Origin of the sequence: Candidatus Epulonipiscium viviparus (assembly GCF_030708075.1) — a bacterium.
GTDB classification, from domain to species: Bacteria; Bacillota; Clostridia; order Lachnospirales; family Cellulosilyticaceae; genus Epulonipiscioides; species Epulonipiscioides viviparus.
Map to the genome: position 1 here is coordinate 1,651,513 of NZ_CP117982.1, position 20,756 is coordinate 1,672,268.

Consider the following 20,756-nt stretch of genomic DNA (forward strand, 5'->3'; position numbering starts at 1 on the left):
CTACAACTCCGACAACAACTCCAACTGCAACTCCGACTACAACTCCGACTACAACCCCGACAACAACACCATCTACAACTCCGACAACTACCCCGACAACAACACCATCTACAACTCCGACAACTACCCCGACAACAACACCATCTACAACTCCGACAACTACCCCGACAACAACACCATCTACAACTCCGACAACAACTCCAACTGCAACTCCGACTACAACACCGACAACTACCCCGACAACAACACCACTACAACTCCCGACAACAACCCAACTACAACTCCGACAACTACCCCGACAACAACACCACTACAACTCCGACAACTACCCCGACAACAACACCATCTACAACTCCGACAACTACCCCGACAACAACACCATCTACAACTCCGACAACTACCCCGACAACAACACCATCTACAACTCCGACAACTACCCCGACAACAACACCATCTACAACTCCGACAACTACCCCGACAACACACCACTACAACTCCGACAACAACCCCGACAACAACACCATCTACAACTCCGACAACTACCCCGACAACAACACCATCTACAACTCCGACAACAACACCAACCAAATCCGACAACTACACCACTACAACTCCGACAACTACACCAACTACTCTACAACTACAACACGACAACTACACCAACTACAACTCCGACAACTACACCCGACAACTACACCACTACAACTCCGACAACTACCCCGACAACAACACCATCTACAACTCCGACAACTACCCCGACAACAACACCATCTACAACTCCGACAACTACCCCGACAACAACACCATCTACAACTCCGACAACTACCCCGACAACAACACCATCTACAACTCCGACAACTACCCCGACAACAACACCATCTACAACTCCGACAACTACCCCGACAACAACACCATCTACAACTCCGACAACAACTCCAACTGCAACTCCGACTACAACTCCGACAACACCAGGAAGCGGAAACCCGTATTTCTCAATTACAGAAAACGGTGGAACGATAGCGACTACTAACCCTAGCACTGTGACAGTTCCAATAACTGGAAATATTACTATTACTGGAAGCGGAATAATTACTTTTACTGGGGCGGCTCCAACGGTGAACGGAAACTCGATGACAATACCTCAGGGCACCACGATTACTTTTGATGGGGTGGATAACGATTCTCCGGAAACTATCGCAATTGAGGATGGGGACATTGTTATCGCAGCGTCGCCGACTGCAACTAATCCTGTGCCATCTGGATATGTGTATCCAACGAATATTACAGGAATTACTGCGTTGACGACAACTACTCAAAAAGTAACGACCGGTAGCGGACAGACAGAAGAGATAGTTTCAACAACGGCTTTACCAGGGGCAACTCCGATAGCGCCACCAACGGAGACAGAAAAGGGCTCGGTGACGCCACCAACCAATTCGGGAGATCTACCGGAGGGCTCTGCAATCTATGTGACATTGCCAGCGGATGCGCAAAACGGAACGATTGTCGCGACCAATGGAACGAAGGAAGATATACCAGATATTCACATAACAGGCAATTCGACCGCGGTGCTGTATGTTTCGAATGCACCAAATGGAGAGGGGACAGATATCACGTTGGGAGCTAGCGAAAATCCGTTTCCAGATGTAATAGCAAGTTCGCCGTATTATGATGATATAATGAATGTGTATAACGATGGAATTATGGTTGGAGAAAAGCAGGCAGATGGGTCTGTGTTATTTGAGCCGACAGCAAATCTAACTAGAGCGCAAGTTGCGGAAATAATTTGGGTGATGACTAGCCAGCCGAAAGATATAGGGCCGCAAACAATAAATAACATTGACGAGGTGTATTCTGATGTACCAGTGCCGTATTGGTTTGACGCACCGATAGCATGGGTAACAGATGCGGGAATCAACTTTGGCTATGTAGGCGACGGAGTGTTTGATCCGAATGAGTCGATTTTGCAATATCAATTGTCTGCGGTATTATATAGCTATGTACAGTATCTGGCGAAAGAAGGCGTTGAAGAAAAATTGGCAGGATATACGCAAGTAGTGCCTCCTTCAGCGGCAGCAGCAAATGTGCCACCAGTGAGTAGCGACCCGGCAGCAGCAGGAGTGGTTCAGGCTATGTCTGATTATGAGTGGGCAGTAGAGAATGGGCTTTTGGGAGGAACTTTGGTACCAGCGAGTGCGGGTGCGGAGGTGACAAGAGAGCAGATGGCCGCTATTATCACATTGTTCCAAGATAAGGCAAATACTTTGGTGCCAGCTATACAATAATTATCCGATGAGGAATTCTCTTTCTATTGTTTCGTTATTTGAGGAGGCGAACATGCATAAAAAGTTTAATGTAATTTTATCAACTATTGCTTTATTTTCAATTTCTACGATGACTTTTGCGGCGGATCTTACTGCAAGTAATAATGTCGAGGCAACACCATCGGTTATGACGACACCATCGGCATCGGCACCAGCGGCGCCATCGGCACCATCGGCAGCGGCAAGCATTACGGAGGTTTACGCAAACGGTTCTCCAATTATTATTATAGCAGATGAAAATAACAATGCGACATCGATATATAAAGATTCCAATGGCAATGGGATTGTTGATACTGGCGAGACCGTAATTCCTGGTGGATGGCAGAAGGACTTTTCGGCGGCAACAATATATGGAGGCAGCCTAAATTCCGACGTTTCACAAAGCTTAATTACGATGATAGGCGGCGAAGTTGGAGCAATATATGGAGGAGGCAACGCGCAAGATGGGCCAGCGACAGTAAATGGAGCGACGATTATTGACATCTCAGGAGGAACAGTTCTGGGAGAAGTGAATGGCGGAAACGCGGGGGATGCAAATACAGAAGTAAATACGAATCCGATATCGATTAATGTGGCCGGGTATGCGGAAAACCCGAATGGGTATAACACAGAAAATAGCAAAGTATTTAATGCGGCAACAAATTCGGAGCAAAATGGCGCAATTAAAATAGGAAATTCTGGAGAGGGGATTAATTTAGCGAGTTTTACAAGCCATACATTTAATATAGTAGATGCCAACGACTCGCAAGCAACTGCTCCGCCGACATCAACCGCGCCGACATCACCAGGAAGTATTGCGCTTAAGACCAATGCGACTGTATCGGTGGAACCAACATCAACCGCGCCAACGGCAATTACAACGACCGGAAATAATGTAATTGCGACTATTACGCCAACCGCGGCAATGAACATTACATTTACGACAGCACCAGAAACTGTGGCCAGCTCGACGGGCGGAAATTCTTCGTATGTGATAAACGGCGGAGTGATAACAGTGGCTCCAGCTTCTACAACGGGAACGGCGACTGTGGCAACGATAGCGACTAGCAATGGGACGACGTCTATTAGTGGAGGGCAAGCAGTTATAACGGGAGATCAGACTTTATCTAATAGCAGTACGGTTGTGACGGTATCGGGAAATACTACAGCATCAACTTCTATGACGACAGCACCAGCGGCATCGTCGGCAACTACTCCGTATTTTAATATTACAGCGGAGGGAGGAACGATAAATACGTCTGGCGCAAGCACTGTGACTTTGCCAGCAGATGGGTCTGTTACAGTTTCGGGAAGCGGGGTTTTAACGTTTGTGGGAGTGAGCCCAACTTTGGCAGGAAATACCATTGCGATTCCTGCACCTACGGGGGATGCAACTATTACTTTTACAGGATTTGATAACGGTGCAACAGAAACGGTAGCGGTAAAAAATGGAGTTGCCAATATTACAGGAGAGCCAGCATCTGTAAATCCACCGCCTAGTAGCTATGAGTATCCAACCAACATTGCGAGTATTAATAAGCTCACTACGACAACAGAGCCGGTGGGTATAGAAACAGGCAAAACGGAAACGCTATCTTCGACGATAACAAACACCACCTCAGGTGCGACGGAAACAACACCGACAACAGAAGAAGTTGCAAATGGGCAATTGCCAGCAGGAAGTTTGATCTACGTTGAGTTACCGAGCGAAAATGAAGCGGCGGGTACGATCATTGCGACAAATGGAACAGAAAGCGATGTGCCAGATATTAAAATTGTAAATAGCCCGGGAGCTGCGTTATATTCTAAGAACTCTGCAGATGGAAAGGGAACAGATATCGTGTTGGGGGCGGCAACAAACCCGTTCTCCGATATATCGCCATCGTCTTCTTATTATAGTAATATTATAAGCGTAAATAATCAGGGCATTATGATAGGAGAAAAGCAGCCAAACGGAAGCGTACTATTTGAACCAACAGCAGATTTGACTAGAGCAGAGGTGGCAGAAATAATTTGGAAAATGACAGGGCAACCAACACCGTCTTCGCCAAATTCTGCGGCAAATATCAACACTGTTTATAGCGATGTGCCGGTGCCGTATTGGTTTGATGAGCCGGTGGCGTGGGTAACAGATGCGGGAATCAGCTTTGGCTATGTGGGAACCGGAGTGTTTGCACCAAACGAAGCGATACTACAATATCAATTGGCATCAGTGCTCTATAATTATGTAGAATATTTGGGCAAACAGGAAACACCATTGGCTGGAGATACCAAAGTGGTAGCGGATCCGGCGACGCAAGCAGAAACAATTTCGGACCCAACAGCTGCGGGAGTTGTGGAGGCAATGCAGGCGTATGATTGGGCGGTGCAAAACGGTCTGTTGGGCACGACGCTGGTTCCGGCAGATGCGGGAGCGACAATACCGAGAGAGCAAATGGCTGCAATTATTACAGAGTTTCAGGATAAGGTAAATGATTTGGTAGCAAAATAAAATGATTGACGAGATAGAAAACCCTCTGTAGAGTTTGTGACTACAGAGGGACTTTTTTACTTTTTGGCACGGTCGATGACCAATCGTATTTTGCTTTGAACATAGTCGTAGCCACCTTCGTCGTGGGGTTTGGTACAGTTAGAGCAGTCTTTTATGCCGCTTGCGGTATATGCAAAATCGCCGCCGCAATCTTCTTTTAATAAATATAGGGGACAATAGCAAAAGAAACAGTTAAAAGCCTGCTCATTAGAAACTTTGTGGCAGGGAAAAAATTCACACTTTGAGTTTTGAAATTGTTTGTATGCCGACAATAAACTCACCTCCATATTAAGTATAATCCAGACAGAAGCAAATTAGAATAATATAATTGTAGGAGCATTGGCTTGACGGGCAGCTGCAGATGGTGATAGCATAGAAGAAAAATTTGTGAGAGGTGAAATAATGAAATATTTGATTTTGGTTGTTGATGGAGCGGCAGATTACAAGATTGAGAGTTTGGGAAATAAGACACCACTGGAGGTGGCAAACTTAACGAATATAAATTCGATAGCAGCAGTGGGAGAAGTCGGGTTAGTGCAAACTATCCCCGAAGGCATTGCACCAGGAAGCGACGCTGCAAACCTAGCGATTATGGGGTTTGATCCGCGAGTGTATTTAACGGGGAGGGCGCCACTAGAGGCTGCGAGCATGGGGATTGAGATGTCGGATTCTGATGTGGCATTTAGATGTAATGTGGTAACGCTAGCAGGAGCGGGTGCGTATGAAGAGTTGGAGATGGTTGACCATAGTGCGGGAGATATTTCCACAGAGGAAGCGAGAGAGTTGATCAGGGCGATTGATGCGCATTTTGATAAGGCAAAGTTTTATCCTGGAGTTAGCTATAGGCATTGCATGATTGTGGACAAGGGGGATGATAAAACAGTGCTCACGCCACCGCATGATATATTGACGAAGGTGATAGGGGAATATTTGCCGGCGAACAAAGAGATTAGAGAGATGATGAAGGAAAGTTACGAGTTGTTATCTGCGCATTCTGTAAATATTGCACGAGTGGAGAAGGGATTGAATCCTGCAAACTCAATTTGGATTTGGGGGCAGGGTAAGAAGCCGCAGTTGGCATCGTTTTATGAAAAATATGGAGTGAAGGGTGTTACAATATCTGCAGTAGATTTGATAAAAGGAATCGGAGTCTGCGCGGGATTGGAGGCAATAGATGTGGTGGGGGCAACGGGAACACTGCATACAAATTATGTTGGAAAGGCGTTGGCTGCAATACGAGCATTTGAAGATGGGAACGACTTTGTGTATTTGCATGTGGAGGGGCCAGACGAGTGTTCGCATCAGGGAGATTTGGATGGGAAAATTAAGTCGCTCGAGGAGATTGATGCAAAGATTTTGAAACCGATATTGGATTACTTTTTGGCATCTGGAGAGGATTACCGAGTTTTGGTATTGCCAGATCATGAGACGCCGGTGAGTATGAGGACTCATGCAAGCGGAGCGGTGCCGTATGTATTATATGATAGCACGGCAAAGAAGGAAACTGATAATGCAAAGGTATTTACAGAAGCTGAAGCAACAAAGTCGGGGCGATTTTTTGAAAATGGGTATCAGTTGGCGGATTATTTCTTTGCCGTTAAATAATAGAATAGCGAGAAAAAAGTATTACCTGATAAAAGAATGTAGAGCATTGAGTAGTTGTAAATTGTGTTCGTGAGTTTTGACTGCAATGCGATAGTAGGTACTATCTAGGCCGATGTAGTTGCTGCAGTCGCGGATCATGATGCCGTGTGGCATGAGCTGGCTAGCTATAGCAATGTCAGTTTTAAATAGAATGTAATTTGCGACACTTTTGAAAACGGTAAATCCTAAATTTGCCAATTCGGTCTCTAAAAATTTGCGCTCCGTATTAATTAGGGCCAGGCTACTGCGGATGTATTCTGGGTCCTCAAAGCAGGCAACTCCAGCTACCTGGGCAACAGTCGATACGCTCCATGGCTGGCCTTGCGCATTGATGGCTGAAAGAATGGAGGGGTTGGAGCATATACAAAAGCCAAGTCGAATTCCGGCCATGGCAAAAATTTTGGTGAACGCTTTTAGTATTATGACGTTAGGGTATTGTGTAAATTTTGTAACAAAGCTAGAATCAGGTGAGACGAAGTCGATAAAGCATTCGTCGATGATGAGTAGCTTGGCATTTGCGGCGATCTTTTCTAAAAGGGATATGGAGCATAGCTGACCTGTGGGGTTATTGGGATTACAAATAAAGACTACTTTGCCAGTTGCGTATATGGCGATATCATCGTGAACTGCAAAATTGTCTGCTGGAGAGAGGTGATAATGCTCTACAGGAGAACCGGCATTTTTGAGAGCCAGTTCGTATTCCGAAAATGTGGGAGCAAGAACTACTGCTGGAGTAGAATTGAGATAGTATGCAATTTTGAAAATGAGATCGGCAGCACCGTTTCCGAAGAGTATGTGCGCTGCGTTGATGTTATAATACTGTGCAGTAGCTTGAGCGAGAGTTCTGCAATTGGGATCGGGATATGATGAGTATTGGTTTACAGAAGCCGTTATGGCGTTTTGCACAGCAGAGGGAAGCCCTAGAGGGTTGGTGTTTTCTGAAAAGTCGAGAGGCTTTTGACCTGTGAGAGCTTCGAAGGTATAAATATCTCCACCGTGAATCATTGTATTGGTTCCTTTCTATTTTATTTTATATATTTATTAGATGCTCTGCGATATTATACTAGATAATAGAAAAAATGAGCATCAAAATGGAAGTGAGATACATTAGCTGGATGGCGCGTTTGATATCGGAGGTTTGAACAGGGCGCAATGAGTTGCCTATTGTGTGTCGGTGAACAACAACGCCATTGTAGGTCGCGTCGCCTCCCAATTGTATGCCCAATGCTCCGGCGCAAGCCGCTTCGGTGTGTGCAGAGTTGGGGCTGGCATGTTTTTTGTGATCTCTGATGTAAATTTTGAAGGCATTTTTTGGGTCGAGGCTAAGGAAAGCGGAAGCGGCAATCATAAGCAAGGCGGCTATTCGAGCAGGTAAAAAGTTAGCGAGGTCATCAACTTTTGCGGCGCATTTGCCGAATAGTAAATATTTATCGTTTTTGTATCCGATCATAGAATCCATTGTATTGATTGCTTTATACATAAATGCCAGTGGGGCACCTCCAATGGCCATATAAAATAGAGGTGCAACAACGCCATCGGTTGTGTTTTCGGAAACGGTTTCGATTGTGGCTTTAATAACGCCGTCTCGATCGAGATTTTTGGTATCGCGACCTACTATGTGAGATAAAGCTTTGCGGGCTTCGTTGGGTTTGCCACAAGAAACGGCATCAAATACTCGTAGCGCTGCAGTTTTGAGAGATTTTGCAGCCAATATTTGGAAACAAAAAAAGATGTCGACAGCGAGGGCCACCCATGGATTAAAGGCGTGGAGCACTGCCAAAATGATAAGCGGTACGAAAAATGATATGGAGCATACTATGGCAACGAGATATGCGCCAGCCCTAACTTCATCTGGAATACGTTCTCGCAAATACTTTTCGGTTTTGGTAATTAATTTGCCTATCATAGAAACAGGATGTGGAATATAAGCAGGGTCTCCAAATAGTGCGTCTAGACCAAATGCTATTAAAATTACAAAGTTCATAAATTAGTCCTCCTTAATATCAGACCATCCCAAGAGCATAAGATAGAGTGACCGTTAGCAAGTTGATAGTCATAAAAATTTAGATGCGCAGAGTCGAGAGATTCCATGATTGCCATGACGGTGCCACCATGGCAGACAATTACGATGGTAGAAGAGAGTGGGAGAGCTGCCGTAATTTTAAGAAATGCTGCAACGCATCGAGACTTGAAGGCAGCTATGCTTTCGCCACCAGAAGTGTCGTCTATGCCTGCAATAAAGTTGCGATAGTTCTCATTATGCTTTAGTTCGTCATAGGTTTTGTTTTCGAATTTACCAAAATCTATTTCGCGGAGTGCGTCGACTGTAATGTAAGGTGAATTGGGATATAGCAAAAGAGTAGTTTGTAGACAACGTTTTAAGGGGCTGGTAAAGATATGCGTTGGTGTTGCGGGCAAATTAGCGGTAATAGACTGAGAAGCTGGCTGAAATAAGTCTTGATCAGTGGAGCCGATATAACGTTTTTCGTAATTGCCGAGTGTTTTGAGGTGGCGTACAAAGTAGACATTCATAGAGGGCACCTACTTAATCTGTATAGGAATTCCGGCTTCTAGTTTAAAAACCTGAGTTGCCGCGGCAGCGAGTTTGCAGGCAGCTCGACCGACAGCCTCCCGCCATTGCCGTTCTTGCTTATCTAGCGGAATAATGCCGCAGCCAATTTCGGTGCATATAACGACGATATCGGGCGTTGCGAGTATATCAGCTATGTGGGCATCGATGTCTGCAGAAGTGTTGATCCATTCTCGAACAAGCGATTCAAAGTTGTCTATTATATTGAGATTGAAAGTTTTGGCAAATTCTGTTTTGCCTTGACAAATGCCCCCGGTAATAAAAATCATAAAAAAGTTCCTCCTATGGCTATTGAAAGCGGTAATAAAAGTTCGAGAGAAGAAGTGATAAACCCGGCCAAATCGCCGGTCATTCCTCCAAACTGCTTGGTTGCATATGGAATAAAGATTGCTAAAAAGATTGTACAGACAAGAATCAACAGAAGACCAACATATAAATTGAGAACGCAGATGATGGCAAACAAAATAGCGGTCCATAGCAATAAAGCAAGCACAACAAAAGTATCGGCGGCATTTGCGAAAGTTGCTCCAAGGCCGTCTGGTTTGGCTCGCTTTAGATATAATAACGGGAGTGCGCCAAGAGATCGACTGAGTGCAAAAATAAATGGCACAACTCCGATTAGCTGGTTGTTGGATATAATTTGGCTGTATACTCCAAATAACATAAGTAAGTAAGTGGCTGCAGAAATAATCCCAAAGGCTCCAACGTGAGGGTCTTTGAGAATTGTCAATTTCTTTGCGGGATCACCATATGAGAATGTAGCGTCGCAGGTGTCGATTAGGCCATCAAAATGAATCCCACCAGAAATAATGATGGGTATGAGTAGCAAAACAATTGCGGTAAAGTTTGCGTTAAATCCTGAAAGTAAGTAGTACATGGCATACCAGATTGCTCCGATCAACAGGCCGATTAACGGATAAAAGTAAAAACAATTTTTGAGGGCCTTGTCGGTCCAAGCAACTTGTGGGGTCGGTATGATCGAGTACATAGAAAAGCAAATTATAAAACTGACCATTGCAGATCACTCCTAGGTAGGTATATTTTATATTAATTTGCAAGATTTGGATAGTGGTATTTTAGGGAAGCAGAGGTGAATTGTGGCAAAAAGAGCCTTTTAGTGCAACCGGAATGCCATAGACCACTTCGATGACAGAATCAGCCTTGGCGGCGAAGTATTGATTTAGCGAAGCCAGCTCATGAGTATATTCTATGGTGAGAGGCTCATAGGTGTAGCCATCAGAAAAAACCTTGTTGCTAACCAATATAAAATTTTGGCACTGAGAAGCCATGGAGTTGATGCCGCGCTTGATGTTATCTTCAAAGTTGTCGTAGCTAAAAAATTCGTTGGCAACAAGATTGGAAAGGCACTCGACTAAGATGGTGTGATACGATCTGTCGGCAAACTCTTCTAATTGAACATATTTTTCTAGGGTATCAAAACCTTTTGTAGACCTGAGGTGATGATGCCGAGCGATGCGTTCGATGGCTTCTGATCCAAAAGGTTGCATTGTGGCGACGTATAGCTTTTTCTCTGTAGTGTGAACGCATAGACTTTCGGCATATTCGGACTTACCGCTAGCTGCGCCTCCCAAAATTAATGTGAACATAGATTTTTCCTTTCAGAGTAAATTTTATGATAGGGGCACATATTTTTTGACGTTGATTTGATCAAAGTTGCTCATCTCGCGGTAAATTTTTAGTGCCATATCAAATAATGGAAATGCCATAGTGGCACCGGTGCCTTCTCCGAGATGCATATCCAAAAACAAAAACGGCTCGAGCCCGATCGCGTCTAGTACCATTTTGGTGGCTGGTTCGGATGAAACATGTGTAGCGAACATAAAATCTTTGGCCGCAGGATTAATTCGTGTTGCTAACAATGCGGCAGTCGCAGAAATAAATCCGTCGATTAGGATAGGGATTCTGTGTATCGCGCCACCGAGATATACTCCTACTAGCCCAGCGATGTCGAGACCGCCAACAGCAGAAAGAACGTCAAAAGGATCTGCAGGGTTGGGTTGATGCAATGCGATTGCCTTATTTATTACATCGATTTTATGTAAAAGACCTTTGGTGCTAAGCCCCGCCCCTTTGCCGGTTACAGCGATTGCGTCTGTGCCAAATAATGCTGCAACAATGGCGCTACTGGTTGTGGTATTGCCGATGCCCATCTCCCCAGTTGCAATGAGATTGTATTGTTGCCATTTTAATTTTGCCACTCCGCCGATGCCTACAGATATAGCGGTATTTACTTCGTCGAGAGTCATGGCTCGCTCGACAGAAAAATCGCGAGTTCCATACGCTACTTTTTTGTTAAAAATTTTGGGATTGTCACTATCGGTGGTCATACCTATGTCGGTTACAAAGAGATCTGCCTTTGCTTGTTTACAAAGTATGGCGATCGAAGCTTTGCCATCGGTCATATTCTCGGCAACAATTTTGGTGACATGTTGGCCGGTTTGCGTAACATCTTGAGCCACGATTCCGTTATCGGCGCATAAAACGATTACAGCTTTTTTATCGAAAGTAAAGTCTGCGGTTCCAAAAATCCCGGCACATTTTATAAGTATATCTTCTAATTTTCCTAATCCTCCAAGAGGCATAGCGATATTATCGATGCGTGATTTGGCTAGAGCCATTGCCATTTTGTTCATAGAAATCCTCCTTTATAACAGCAACAGAAGAAGCAGTAACGACAGATAGATATACTATCTGTAACTACTGCTGCTTAATTACATTTTCCATACATTACTACGTTTGTTACATTACTGAACTACATTTTTCATTCGTTATTCGTCATTTTTTGGACTATAGTTGCCAAAAGTAATGATATAGATGGGGTTAGCTGCCATCATTAGATTATAATTACCGACTTCTTTTGTGCGTGCGACAGACATGTGAACTACTTCTCTATAACTAAAAGATTTGGTAAGCTCAATTGCTTGTGTTAATGTTTCTAAAGAGACTACATTAAGAACAAATCGTGTCGAGGCATTTTTGGCCAGAATCGCATCTACAATAGACTTTAGATTGCCAGAGCTTCCACCGATAAAGGCGTGTGTTGGCGCATCTAAGGGCTCTAAAACTGCTGGAGCAACTCCCTCAATGATTTCTAAGTTATCCACATGAAACTTAAATTTGTTTTCTCTAACAGCTGCGATGGCCTTGATATTTTTTTCAATAGTAAATACTTTGCCATTAGGAACGTTGAGTGCGATTTCCACACTAACAGAACCCGTTCCACCTCCGATATCCATAACAATAGAATCGGGAGACAGTTGGAGTTTAGAGAGCGAGACAGCCCTCACTTCGGCTTTTGTCATCGGTACGTTATCCACTCGTACAAATGAGTGATCACATATACCAAAGCGAGTGGTCAGGCAAGCATCATCGTTTACAATTAGTGCGCTTGTTAGTGAATCGAACTTTTTTTGTATCAATTCCAAAGCCGTACCGCTAGTGATAACTTCCTTATTATACGACAAATATTCGCCAATGTAAAGTCTAATTTTGCCAAATCCAAATTTTATTAGCGTTTCGCATAAGTAATGTACGTTGCGATCGCCCCCCAAGAGTGTAAATACTTTTTTATGATCGCGAACAGCAGAAACAATATTGCAGTTGCCAGCGTGTAGGCTGACTAGTTTTACATCTTGCCAGGGAATTTGTAGCTTGGAGCAGAGGTAAACCGGTGAGCTGATTCCGCAAATAGGAACAACGGTTACTTCGGTAAGGTGGCTAAATAATTTTGTAGCGCCGCTATAAAATCCGATATCTCCAGAAAATAGAACAGCAATGTTTTGGAGATGCGCATGATTAGAAATTATGTCGGAAATCTTTTCGGCATATATTTCAGCAATCATTTTTGTATTGAGAGACTCAAAATTTTTAATTAGACGTGGCGCACCGATGATTAGCTCCGCAGCCGCAATGTGCTCCGAGGCTTCTGCAGTGAGAAGATTGGGATTGCCTAAGCCGCAAGAAATAATGGACACGCGGGTTTTTGTTGTAGTGCCGAATCGTTTGGAGAGCATTTTTGTTGCAGCTATAAGAGATACCCCCGCTTGTTGCGCAGGCTTGCGAATTACAACGAGGTCTAGGCCCAAGTCGGCTGCGATAGCCACTTTTTCAGCAAATCCACCAACGGCGCCGCCATCCTTCGTAAGCAATATTTTGATATCTAGAGCTTCGATCATCGCCTTATTGAGTTCGTAAGAGAAAGGCCCCTGCATGGCAATGATGTGAGACGGAGGTAAATTTATATTTTGGCAAGCATCGAGCGAAGATGAAATAGGCAATACACGAACAAAAAGTCTGTCTAAAAATCCGCAGCCCGCAAATGAAGAAAGTTCTTTGGATCCAATAGTGGAAAGAATATTGCCAGAAGTGGATCGCAAATAATCAACGGCGCAAGTCATGTCGGGAATAGAAGTGTAAGAATCGATACTGTCCCGATTTACTCGCAGATATTCTGTATTGGTCGCCGAGCAAGCAGTTATGATATTTTCTGTAACAGCAGTGGCGTAGGGATGCGTACAGTCAACTACAATTTCGAAATTTTGCGTTAAGAACAGCGTCGCCATTGCCATGGAGTCTAGGCGTTCGGCAATTACTGTGTTTGCGGTAACGAGGCTTTCGCCATATTCTGTGGCAACGCAAGCTGTAACGTCGACGCCGAGATTGGTGAGGGTTTCAGCTAAGATGCGACCCTCGGTGGTTCCAGCAAATATACAGATTTTGTTTTTCAATATAACCAACACCTTTTCCTATTCATGAGATATTGTATCGGGAAAATTAAACTGGACAACTTTTTTTGCGGCAGCGACCGCAATAGTAACTCCGTGCTTGCAAAATTTTTTGAGAATTAATGGGCCATCACTTCCTCTAACAGCTGCGCGTTCACATACGTTATCAACGCCGGTGACTGATTGTACAAAATTAGAAGAAGTAAATTCACCTGGGGTATTGGCCAATTCTTCTGCAGTAAAAAATGTGATAGGAAAAGTACGGTGTGCACAAAACTGCACTAATCCGGATTCTTGTTCTTTTAGATCGATGGAGCAAACCGAGTGTACCGCCTGGCTGTAGAGATGGTGCGTGGCAAAAGCTTCGTCAAATGCGTCAGAAATTTCGGCAGCAGAAACGCCCTTGCGACACCCAATTCCAACAACAAGATTTTGAGGAATTAAATTTAAGGTAACAGCATAGGGCTTGAAAGATCTGTAACTTACCAAAATTCCGATATCACCGATATCTGCGGAAATCAGGCTTAGGGGCAATGGATCAGCGAGAGTAATATTTTGAGCAAAGCTGATAGGTATGTTGTTGGTTAAAATCGCGGCAGAAACCTCGCGAGCAATAAGCATCGAGGAAATGTTTAAATTATTTTTGGTGGCAAACACATCTACAGCAAATTTGTTGTTTACATCAGTGGCCGTAGTAATTACAGGAACTGCATCCAATGCGGTAGCAATTGATCTGCAATGGTCGTTGGCGCCGCCGATGTGCCCCGACAAAATGGGAATTACAAACGTCGCCGCATCGTCTATTACAAGACAGGCTGGGTCGGTGGCTTTATTTTGTATACAAGGAGCAATAGATCGAACAGCTATTCCCGCGGCACCGATGAATATAAGTAAATCGGAAGAATGAAAGATTTCGCGTACCTTTGCGGAGATTCGCGTAGTGGCAGTGAGTCCATATGTAGAGGCAAAGGCTTTGGTTGTGTAGCAAGTAGCAGTTTCAAATAGGTTAGCTATTGTTAGGGCGAGTCGACACCCTTGGTCGGAATATGAAAATATATTTACGTGCATGGTAACCTCCTGTATTAGATAATAAAGAATTAATATACACTAAATATATTATGTCAATTTTGCTGCAAAATATGTCGATTCCGTTGGTTATGTTGTGAAAAATTATTGACAAAAAATGTTAATTAGCAAAAAGATAGCAATTGTGTTGCAGCAGATGTGGTACCGACGACGCCAAATTTATCGGTGAACATAATAGCTTCTATCATAATAGGAGTTGTAATAGAGTTGGATATTGAATTAACGCGATGATCCAGATGAAATTTGATTCGTGCCATCACGTTTTCCAAAACTTCAGCGGCGACGCCAGCCTGTGTAATAATAGAAATCATCTGATCGGCAGTGGCGGCATCCAAAAGCGCATTGATAACGGCGGTATCTGCTCCAGCGAGTGCAGCGAATGTGGCAATGACCTCTGCTCGGCAGTCACCAAATTTGGAATGCGTATTAAACATCCCGCAAGCTAGTTTTAGAAATTTGCCCGCATGGCCGATAAGCAAGATTCCTGCAAAACCTTTGTTGCTAGCATAGTCGATGGCTAAACCGATGTAATTACTACATTTTATAGCGGTGAAGGTTGCTGTTGCCTTAATAAAATCTTGGCCATAGTTGCCAGGAGTGAGGACCAGATATCGGGTGCCGGCGGCGTAGGCTACATTGATCTCTGCGTAAATTGTATCGATTATAGCATCTTCGCTCATTGGCTCGACAATGCCAGTGGTTCCTAAAATGGAAAGCCCGCCCACGATGCCCAGGCGGCTGTTATAAGTTTTGGTTGCTAACGCTTCGCCATCGGGAGCAGAAATTATAACGGAGAATCCTTCGGCATAGCCAAACTGTTTTGCAACAGAGCGAGCGGCCGCGGTAATGGTTGCGCGGGGGGTGCTATTGATTGCGGCATTGCCAACAGGTTGATCTAACCCAGCTTTTGTGACTCGGCCGATTCCGACGCCCCCATCGATTGTAACGACAGCTTCAGAGATCTTCGAAACCGTCGCATAAATATATGTTCCGTTTGTGATGTCGGGATCGTCACCGCTATCTTTTTGGATTGCGCATGAGGCAGATGTTGGGGTGATTGTAATATCGTGAACAGGGAGAATTAGCTGCGTACCAGAAGGAGTTTCGACGGTGACAGTTGCGATAGGCGTAGCGGTGAGTAGCATTATAGCGGAGGCCTTTGTAGCGGCGGTGGCGCAGGTGCCGGTGGTGTATCCGCATCGAAGAGATTTTCCAGTTTTTGTTATATGCATGATGTAGTTACCTCACAATCTGATAGAGTAGCGAATTTATAATAGCTGCAGCTACATTGCTACCACCCTTGCGACCCTTGGCAACGATGTAGGGAACGCCAGATTGCATTATGAGGTTTTTGGATTCAACGACATTTACGAAGCCAACGGGAACGCCGATGATCAGTGCGGGTGTAATTTTGTTGGCAGCGATGAGTTCGTTTAACTTGATTAGAGCAGTGGGCGCGTTTCCGACAGCGTATATAAGAGGCTTTTTGATGAGGCTGGCCTTTTCAACTGCAACAGCGGAGCGGGTGAGATTTCTCTCGGTCGCGGTTTGCGCAACGTCGGGGTCGGCAACAAAGCAGAAAACTTCTCCGCCAAGCTTGGCTAAGAGGGGCTTGTTGATTCCGGCCATAACCATTGTCGTATCGGTCACGATGGTTGCCCCTTGCTTTAGTGTGTCGATAGCAATTTTGCAGGCATCGTCGTGGAAGCATAAGTTTGTGGCATAGTCGAAGTCAGCGGTGGTGTGGATAACTCGTTTAACGACGGCCAAATTTTGGGGCAAAATATTTGTGTCGCCTAGTTCGGCGGTGATGATTTCAAGACTTTTGTTTTCGATATCCATAGGTTTCATATTGTTACAACCTTTCTATATTAATAGTAGCGATTGATTATTGAGCGCAGCGGCGGATAAAATTTTTGGCGATGCTGATGTTGGAATAGAAGCTGATGTGTGGAAATCCGGCGTATAAATTTTCGGTTGCATATGCCGCGAGCCAATTTTTACCATTATCTTTGCGAGCCGCGAAAGCAGTGCCGTTGTTATTGCAGTCGTAGTAGTGAAACTCGTGTCCTCTGAAAGATTCTCCGGCTGAGCATAAGATGTTGTTGGTGGTTGCGGTAAATGTGGCGTACCCAAAGCGAGTTAATTTCGTAGTGTTGTGGCACACCCCCTCTAGAGCCGCGACCATGGAAAATCCATCGATTTCAGTAGTGAGATACATAAAGCCACCACATTCGGCGATGGTGGGGCGATTCGAAGTGATCCAGTTTTGGATAGATTTTTTCATGGCGGTGTTTTTTGAAAGCGCCGAAAGATATAACTCTGGATAGCCCCCACCCAAGTAGAGGCCCGTCGCATCTTCAGGAATTTTGCTATCGGAAAGCGGGCTAAAATACCGCAATGTTGCGCCCAGCTTTTTAAACAAATTCAACGAATCTTTGTAATAGAAGCAAAACGCGTTGTCTAGGGCAACTGCAATTACGGCGGAGGCAACTGGCTCTATTGCAATGTCATGATATTGGATGGCTGGTGCGTCGGTGGCAGCTGCGATGAGGGCATCGATATCTATAGTGGCAGAGGCAAATTTTCCCAAATTGGTAAGAGTATCTTTGATATTGGCAAGCTCTGCGGGAGTAACGAGCCCCAGGTGTCGGCTTTCGAGAATTAGATGCGGCGGCAGTTTGGGGAGGTAGCCAAATACAGAAATGCCAAGGTTAGTTTCGATCAAAGTTTTTAGATGCGCGTATGTTGTGGAAGAAGTTTGATTTAGGATAACGCCAGCCAGATAGAAGTCGGTTTTATGCTTCGCAAAGCCTTCGATGATGGGCAAGATTGAGTATGCAGTTCCTTTGCAATTGACAGCGAGAATAACGGGGGTGGATGTGATGCGAGCAACGTCATAGCTGGAGCCTTTTGCCGACTGCATTGTGATACCATCATAAAAGCCCATTACACCTTCTATTACAGAAATGTCTTCACTGTTTTCTACAAGCAATGCGTTCAGAGTGTTCTCATCATAAAAAAATGGGTCTAAATTTGAAGAGGATGTGCCGATAATTTTGCCGTGAAACATGGGGTCTATGTAATCGGGACCGCACTTGAAAGATGCGGTAGAGATTTTGCGAGAGACGAGTGCCGAAAGAATAGCACATGTGATAGTGGTTTTTCCGCACCCGCTGTTTGTTCCGGCAATTAAAATGCGAGGTATACTTTTTGAGATCATAATGCTATACTCCCTCGTTTAGAATACTGTAAATTAATTCCATGTCAAGTGAATTGCGAACGAGATTAGCAAGTTTGTCGTATTCACGATTTTTAAATTCTGCCATAGGGACAGAGGGAGAGAGCTCTATATCGATTCCCTTGCGATCTGCAAGAGCACTGACAATGGTGGTAACAATGCCCTCGCTATCGAAAATGCCATGCACATAAGTTCCATAAATATTGCCATCAGTGGCGCCGTCAGATCTAACTTTGCCGTTTAGATCAGTTAGCGTATTCATGGCGACGGCTGAGTTGGTGGTACCCATGTGAATTTCATATCCTTCGAAAGTATTGCCAGCAAGTTTAGAAAATATACCTGTGATCTGAGAAATAACTCCAGTAACTCGGGTTCGGATTTTATTTGCTTGAAACACAGTAACAGAATCGATTAGCCCCAAGCCTCTCAAGCTGCCACCGCCCTCAACGCCAAGAGGATCATGAAGCTCGGAGCAGAGCATCTGATAGCCCCCACAAATTGCAAAAATAGCACCTCCAGCTGCAGCGTATCGCACAACTTTTGCCTCGAGACCGCTCTCCCGCAGCCAAAGTAAGTCTGAAATAGTGTTTTTGGATCCGGGTATTATTAGCAGATCTGGTTCCTGAAAATTTTTGGGGCTACTGATATACCGAACCTTGATTCCTGCAAATATTTCGAAACCGTTAAAGTCTGTAAAGTTAGAAATCTTAGGCAACCGCAATACTGCGATGTCAATATCAGAGATTTGATCATGGAATAAATCTTCTGATAGGCTATCCTCATCATCGATTTTTAATGTAGCAAATGGAATCACTCCAACAACTGGTACGGGAACTAAGTCCTCGATCATATCGATTCCCGGTTGAAGTATTTTGGTATCGCCTCTAAATTTGTTGATGATAGTGCCCTTGATATACTTTTTGTCTTCATCAGTTTGTAGCATGTATGTTCCGTATAGTGCGGCAAATACGCCACCGCGGTCTATGTCTCCAACGATCAAAACTGGAGCTGCCGCAATGCGAGCCATCCCCATGTTGACAATGTCGTTTTCGCGTAAGTTTATTTCGGCTGGACTGCCGGCTCCCTCTATAACGATAATATCATTTTCTGCAGCGAGGGAATTGTACGCCGCTTCTATTGCTGGAATATACGATTTCTTGTTTTTATAATAATGCGAGGCTTTCATATTACCCATCACTTCGCCATTTACAATAACTTGAGAGCCTTTGTCGCTGGTGGGCTTTAAAAGAATTGGATTCATTCTAATGTCGGGTTTTTTGAACGCCGCTTCGGCTTGAACAACTTGAGCCCGGCCCATTTCGAGCCCATCTTCTGTGATAAACGAATTGAGTGCCATATTTTGCGATTTGAAAGGGGCAACCTTATAGCCGTCTTGAGCAAAGATTCTGCAAAGTGCGGCAGTGACAATGCTTTTGCCAGCGTTAGAGGTGGTGCCCTGTATCATGATTGATTGTGCCATATCGTTAACTCCTATCTAACATATTTATATTGCAGCTCGAATTCGGTCTGCCAAAACTGCGGCCAACCGATAATCTACACCGAGAGATTGCCCTAAAGTTATGCGGATATCTGGGTGCGCTGCGCAATATTTTGCAATTGCCTCGGGGATGTCTTCGCGTATGTGAATTCCATCGAATAGGAAATATGGAACTGCAACGATTTCGGAGATGCCTTTTGCGGCCATGGCATCGAGACTTGCAGGAATGCTTTTGTTAGAAAATTCCATAAACGCATAGTCTATTTCAGAGTCTGTTAAATCTTGTTTGAGAATTTCTACGATGGCGGCTACTGTATCCTCCGTAGATTTTGCTCGACTTCCGTGTGCTAAAACTAATATACCTTTTTTCATGAATATTCCTCCTTATAAAATTGATCGATACCCTCGAGGTGTGACAAGTTTATCGCCAACGACTTTGGTAGTGCTATTGCCGATAACAACTGTGGTAAACATATCTACAGAGGCGTCTCGCAGCTGCGCTAACGTCAAAATGGTGCTCTCTTCGCCAACGCGACCTATATTTTTAACGTATCCGCACATTGTATCTCCGGCTATATGTTCCATAACGATGTCGCAGGCCTTCTGTAAAAAATCTTTGCGCTTTTTACTGGAAGGATTATATAGAACGATTACAAATTCGGCTTGTGCGGCAAAACTGAGTCGTTTTTCAATTGTTTCCCATGGTGTAAGCAAGTTGCTAAGAGAGATCACTGCAAAGTCGTGGGTTAGCGGTGCGCCTAAAACTGCTGCTGCACTGGATGCTGCCGTAATGCCTGCAATTACCTCGATATCCGTATCGATTTTTAGCTCATGACAAACCTCTATCATTAGCGAGGCCATTCCATAGATTCCAGCATCGCCACTAGAAACCATGGTAACAACTTTGCCATCTCTGGCAGCAACGGCGGCGGCTTTACATCGATCTACTTCTTGGGTCATGGCGGTAGAAAGAATTTGTTGGTCGCATAGCAAGTGGCGTATCAAATCGATATATACTGTATAACCAGCAACAACGTCAGACGCTGCGATGGCCTCGAGTGCTTTGGGAGTAATTTGTGAAGCTTCTCCGGGTCCTAATCCTACTATATAAATCATAAA

The 20,756-nt window shown here is 44.4% G+C and carries 19 protein-coding genes; 3 read left to right on the forward strand and 16 right to left on the reverse strand.

The window, feature by feature from the left end; genetic code table 11:
* On the forward strand, nt 1–2,285 hold a 2,285-nt coding region (locus tag PCY70_RS06855), incomplete at its 5' end, for an S-layer homology domain-containing protein (RefSeq protein ID WP_305766777.1).
* 52 nt (nt 2,286–2,337) lie between these two features.
* The gene (locus PCY70_RS06860) at nt 2,338–4,794 is read left to right on the forward strand and encodes an S-layer homology domain-containing protein (protein WP_305766778.1); all 2,457 of its coding nucleotides are present in this window, start codon (nt 2,338–2,340) and stop codon (nt 4,792–4,794) included.
* A gap of 56 nt (nt 4,795–4,850) precedes the next feature.
* Here the strand turns inward: PCY70_RS06860 and PCY70_RS13810 are convergent, their stop codons facing one another.
* On the reverse strand, nt 4,851–5,120 hold the full coding sequence (locus PCY70_RS13810) for a cysteine-rich small domain-containing protein (RefSeq protein ID WP_305766779.1): 270 nt from the start codon (nt 5,118–5,120) through the stop codon (nt 4,851–4,853).
* Between the two features lie 115 nt (nt 5,121–5,235).
* Between PCY70_RS13810 and PCY70_RS06870 the strand changes: the two genes are divergently transcribed.
* Nucleotides 5,236–6,438: a cofactor-independent phosphoglycerate mutase gene (locus PCY70_RS06870; protein WP_305766780.1), complete on the forward strand. Its 1,203-nt coding sequence runs from the start codon at nt 5,236–5,238 to the stop codon at nt 6,436–6,438.
* A gap of 21 nt (nt 6,439–6,459) precedes the next feature.
* Here PCY70_RS06870 and PCY70_RS06875 read toward each other — a convergent pair whose 3' ends face one another.
* From PCY70_RS06875 to cobJ, 15 genes are all read right to left on the reverse strand, one after another.
* Entirely contained in the window at nt 6,460–7,482 is a 1,023-nt protein-coding gene (locus tag PCY70_RS06875) for a pyridoxal phosphate-dependent aminotransferase (RefSeq protein WP_305766781.1), read from the reverse strand.
* Between the two features lie 58 nt (nt 7,483–7,540).
* Nucleotides 7,541–8,461 (reverse strand): adenosylcobinamide-phosphate synthase CbiB, encoded by a 921-nt coding sequence (cbiB, locus tag PCY70_RS06880; RefSeq protein ID WP_010168473.1) that lies wholly within the window; start codon nt 8,459–8,461, stop codon nt 7,541–7,543.
* Nucleotides 8,458–9,009, reverse strand: coding sequence for a histidine phosphatase family protein (locus PCY70_RS06885; RefSeq protein WP_305766782.1), 552 nt, complete (start codon nt 9,007–9,009; stop codon nt 8,458–8,460). Before PCY70_RS06885 ends, cbiB begins: the two co-directional genes overlap by 4 nt.
* A gap of 9 nt (nt 9,010–9,018) precedes the next feature.
* Nucleotides 9,019–9,336, reverse strand: a complete 318-nt coding sequence (locus PCY70_RS06890; RefSeq protein WP_305766783.1) for a bifunctional adenosylcobinamide kinase/adenosylcobinamide-phosphate guanylyltransferase — start codon at nt 9,334–9,336, stop codon at nt 9,019–9,021.
* Nucleotides 9,333–10,082, reverse strand: coding sequence for an adenosylcobinamide-GDP ribazoletransferase (locus PCY70_RS06895; RefSeq protein WP_010168478.1), 750 nt, complete (start codon nt 10,080–10,082; stop codon nt 9,333–9,335). The genes PCY70_RS06890 and PCY70_RS06895 overlap by 4 nt, the downstream gene beginning before the upstream one ends.
* Nucleotides 10,083–10,143: 61 nt before the next feature.
* Complete coding sequence (locus tag PCY70_RS06900) at nt 10,144–10,674, reverse strand: bifunctional adenosylcobinamide kinase/adenosylcobinamide-phosphate guanylyltransferase (RefSeq protein WP_010168480.1); 531 nt, start codon at nt 10,672–10,674, stop codon at nt 10,144–10,146.
* Between the two features lie 24 nt (nt 10,675–10,698).
* Entirely contained in the window at nt 10,699–11,721 is a 1,023-nt protein-coding gene (gene cobT, locus PCY70_RS06905) for a nicotinate-nucleotide--dimethylbenzimidazole phosphoribosyltransferase (protein ID WP_305766784.1), read from the reverse strand.
* Between the two features lie 135 nt (nt 11,722–11,856).
* On the reverse strand, nt 11,857–13,815 hold the full coding sequence (cobK, locus tag PCY70_RS06910) for a precorrin-6A reductase (protein WP_305766785.1): 1,959 nt from the start codon (nt 13,813–13,815) through the stop codon (nt 11,857–11,859).
* 18 nt (nt 13,816–13,833) lie between these two features.
* Nucleotides 13,834–14,880, reverse strand: coding sequence for a cobalt-precorrin 5A hydrolase (locus tag PCY70_RS06915; RefSeq protein WP_305766786.1), 1,047 nt, complete (start codon nt 14,878–14,880; stop codon nt 13,834–13,836).
* Nucleotides 14,881–15,002: 122 nt separating this feature from the next.
* A complete protein-coding gene (cbiD, locus tag PCY70_RS06920; RefSeq protein WP_305766787.1) occupies nt 15,003–16,130 on the reverse strand; it encodes a cobalt-precorrin-5B (C(1))-methyltransferase CbiD in 1,128 nt (375 codons plus the stop codon).
* Between the two features lie 7 nt (nt 16,131–16,137).
* Nucleotides 16,138–16,749: a precorrin-8X methylmutase gene (locus tag PCY70_RS06925; RefSeq protein WP_305766788.1), complete on the reverse strand. Its 612-nt coding sequence runs from the start codon at nt 16,747–16,749 to the stop codon at nt 16,138–16,140.
* Between the two features lie 37 nt (nt 16,750–16,786).
* Entirely contained in the window at nt 16,787–18,121 is a 1,335-nt protein-coding gene (locus PCY70_RS06930) for a cobyrinate a,c-diamide synthase (RefSeq protein ID WP_305766789.1), read from the reverse strand.
* 4 nt (nt 18,122–18,125) lie between these two features.
* Complete coding sequence (locus PCY70_RS06935) at nt 18,126–19,619, reverse strand: cobyric acid synthase (RefSeq protein WP_010168492.1); 1,494 nt, start codon at nt 19,617–19,619, stop codon at nt 18,126–18,128.
* A gap of 24 nt (nt 19,620–19,643) precedes the next feature.
* Nucleotides 19,644–20,009 carry a sirohydrochlorin chelatase gene (locus PCY70_RS06940; RefSeq protein ID WP_010168493.1) on the reverse strand — a complete coding sequence of 122 codons (366 nt, stop codon included), beginning with the start codon at nt 20,007–20,009 and terminating at the stop codon, nt 19,644–19,646.
* A gap of 12 nt (nt 20,010–20,021) precedes the next feature.
* The gene (gene cobJ / locus PCY70_RS06945) at nt 20,022–20,753 is read right to left on the reverse strand and encodes a precorrin-3B C(17)-methyltransferase (RefSeq protein ID WP_305766790.1); all 732 of its coding nucleotides are present in this window, start codon (nt 20,751–20,753) and stop codon (nt 20,022–20,024) included.
* Between the last annotated feature and the right edge of the window lie 3 nt (nt 20,754–20,756).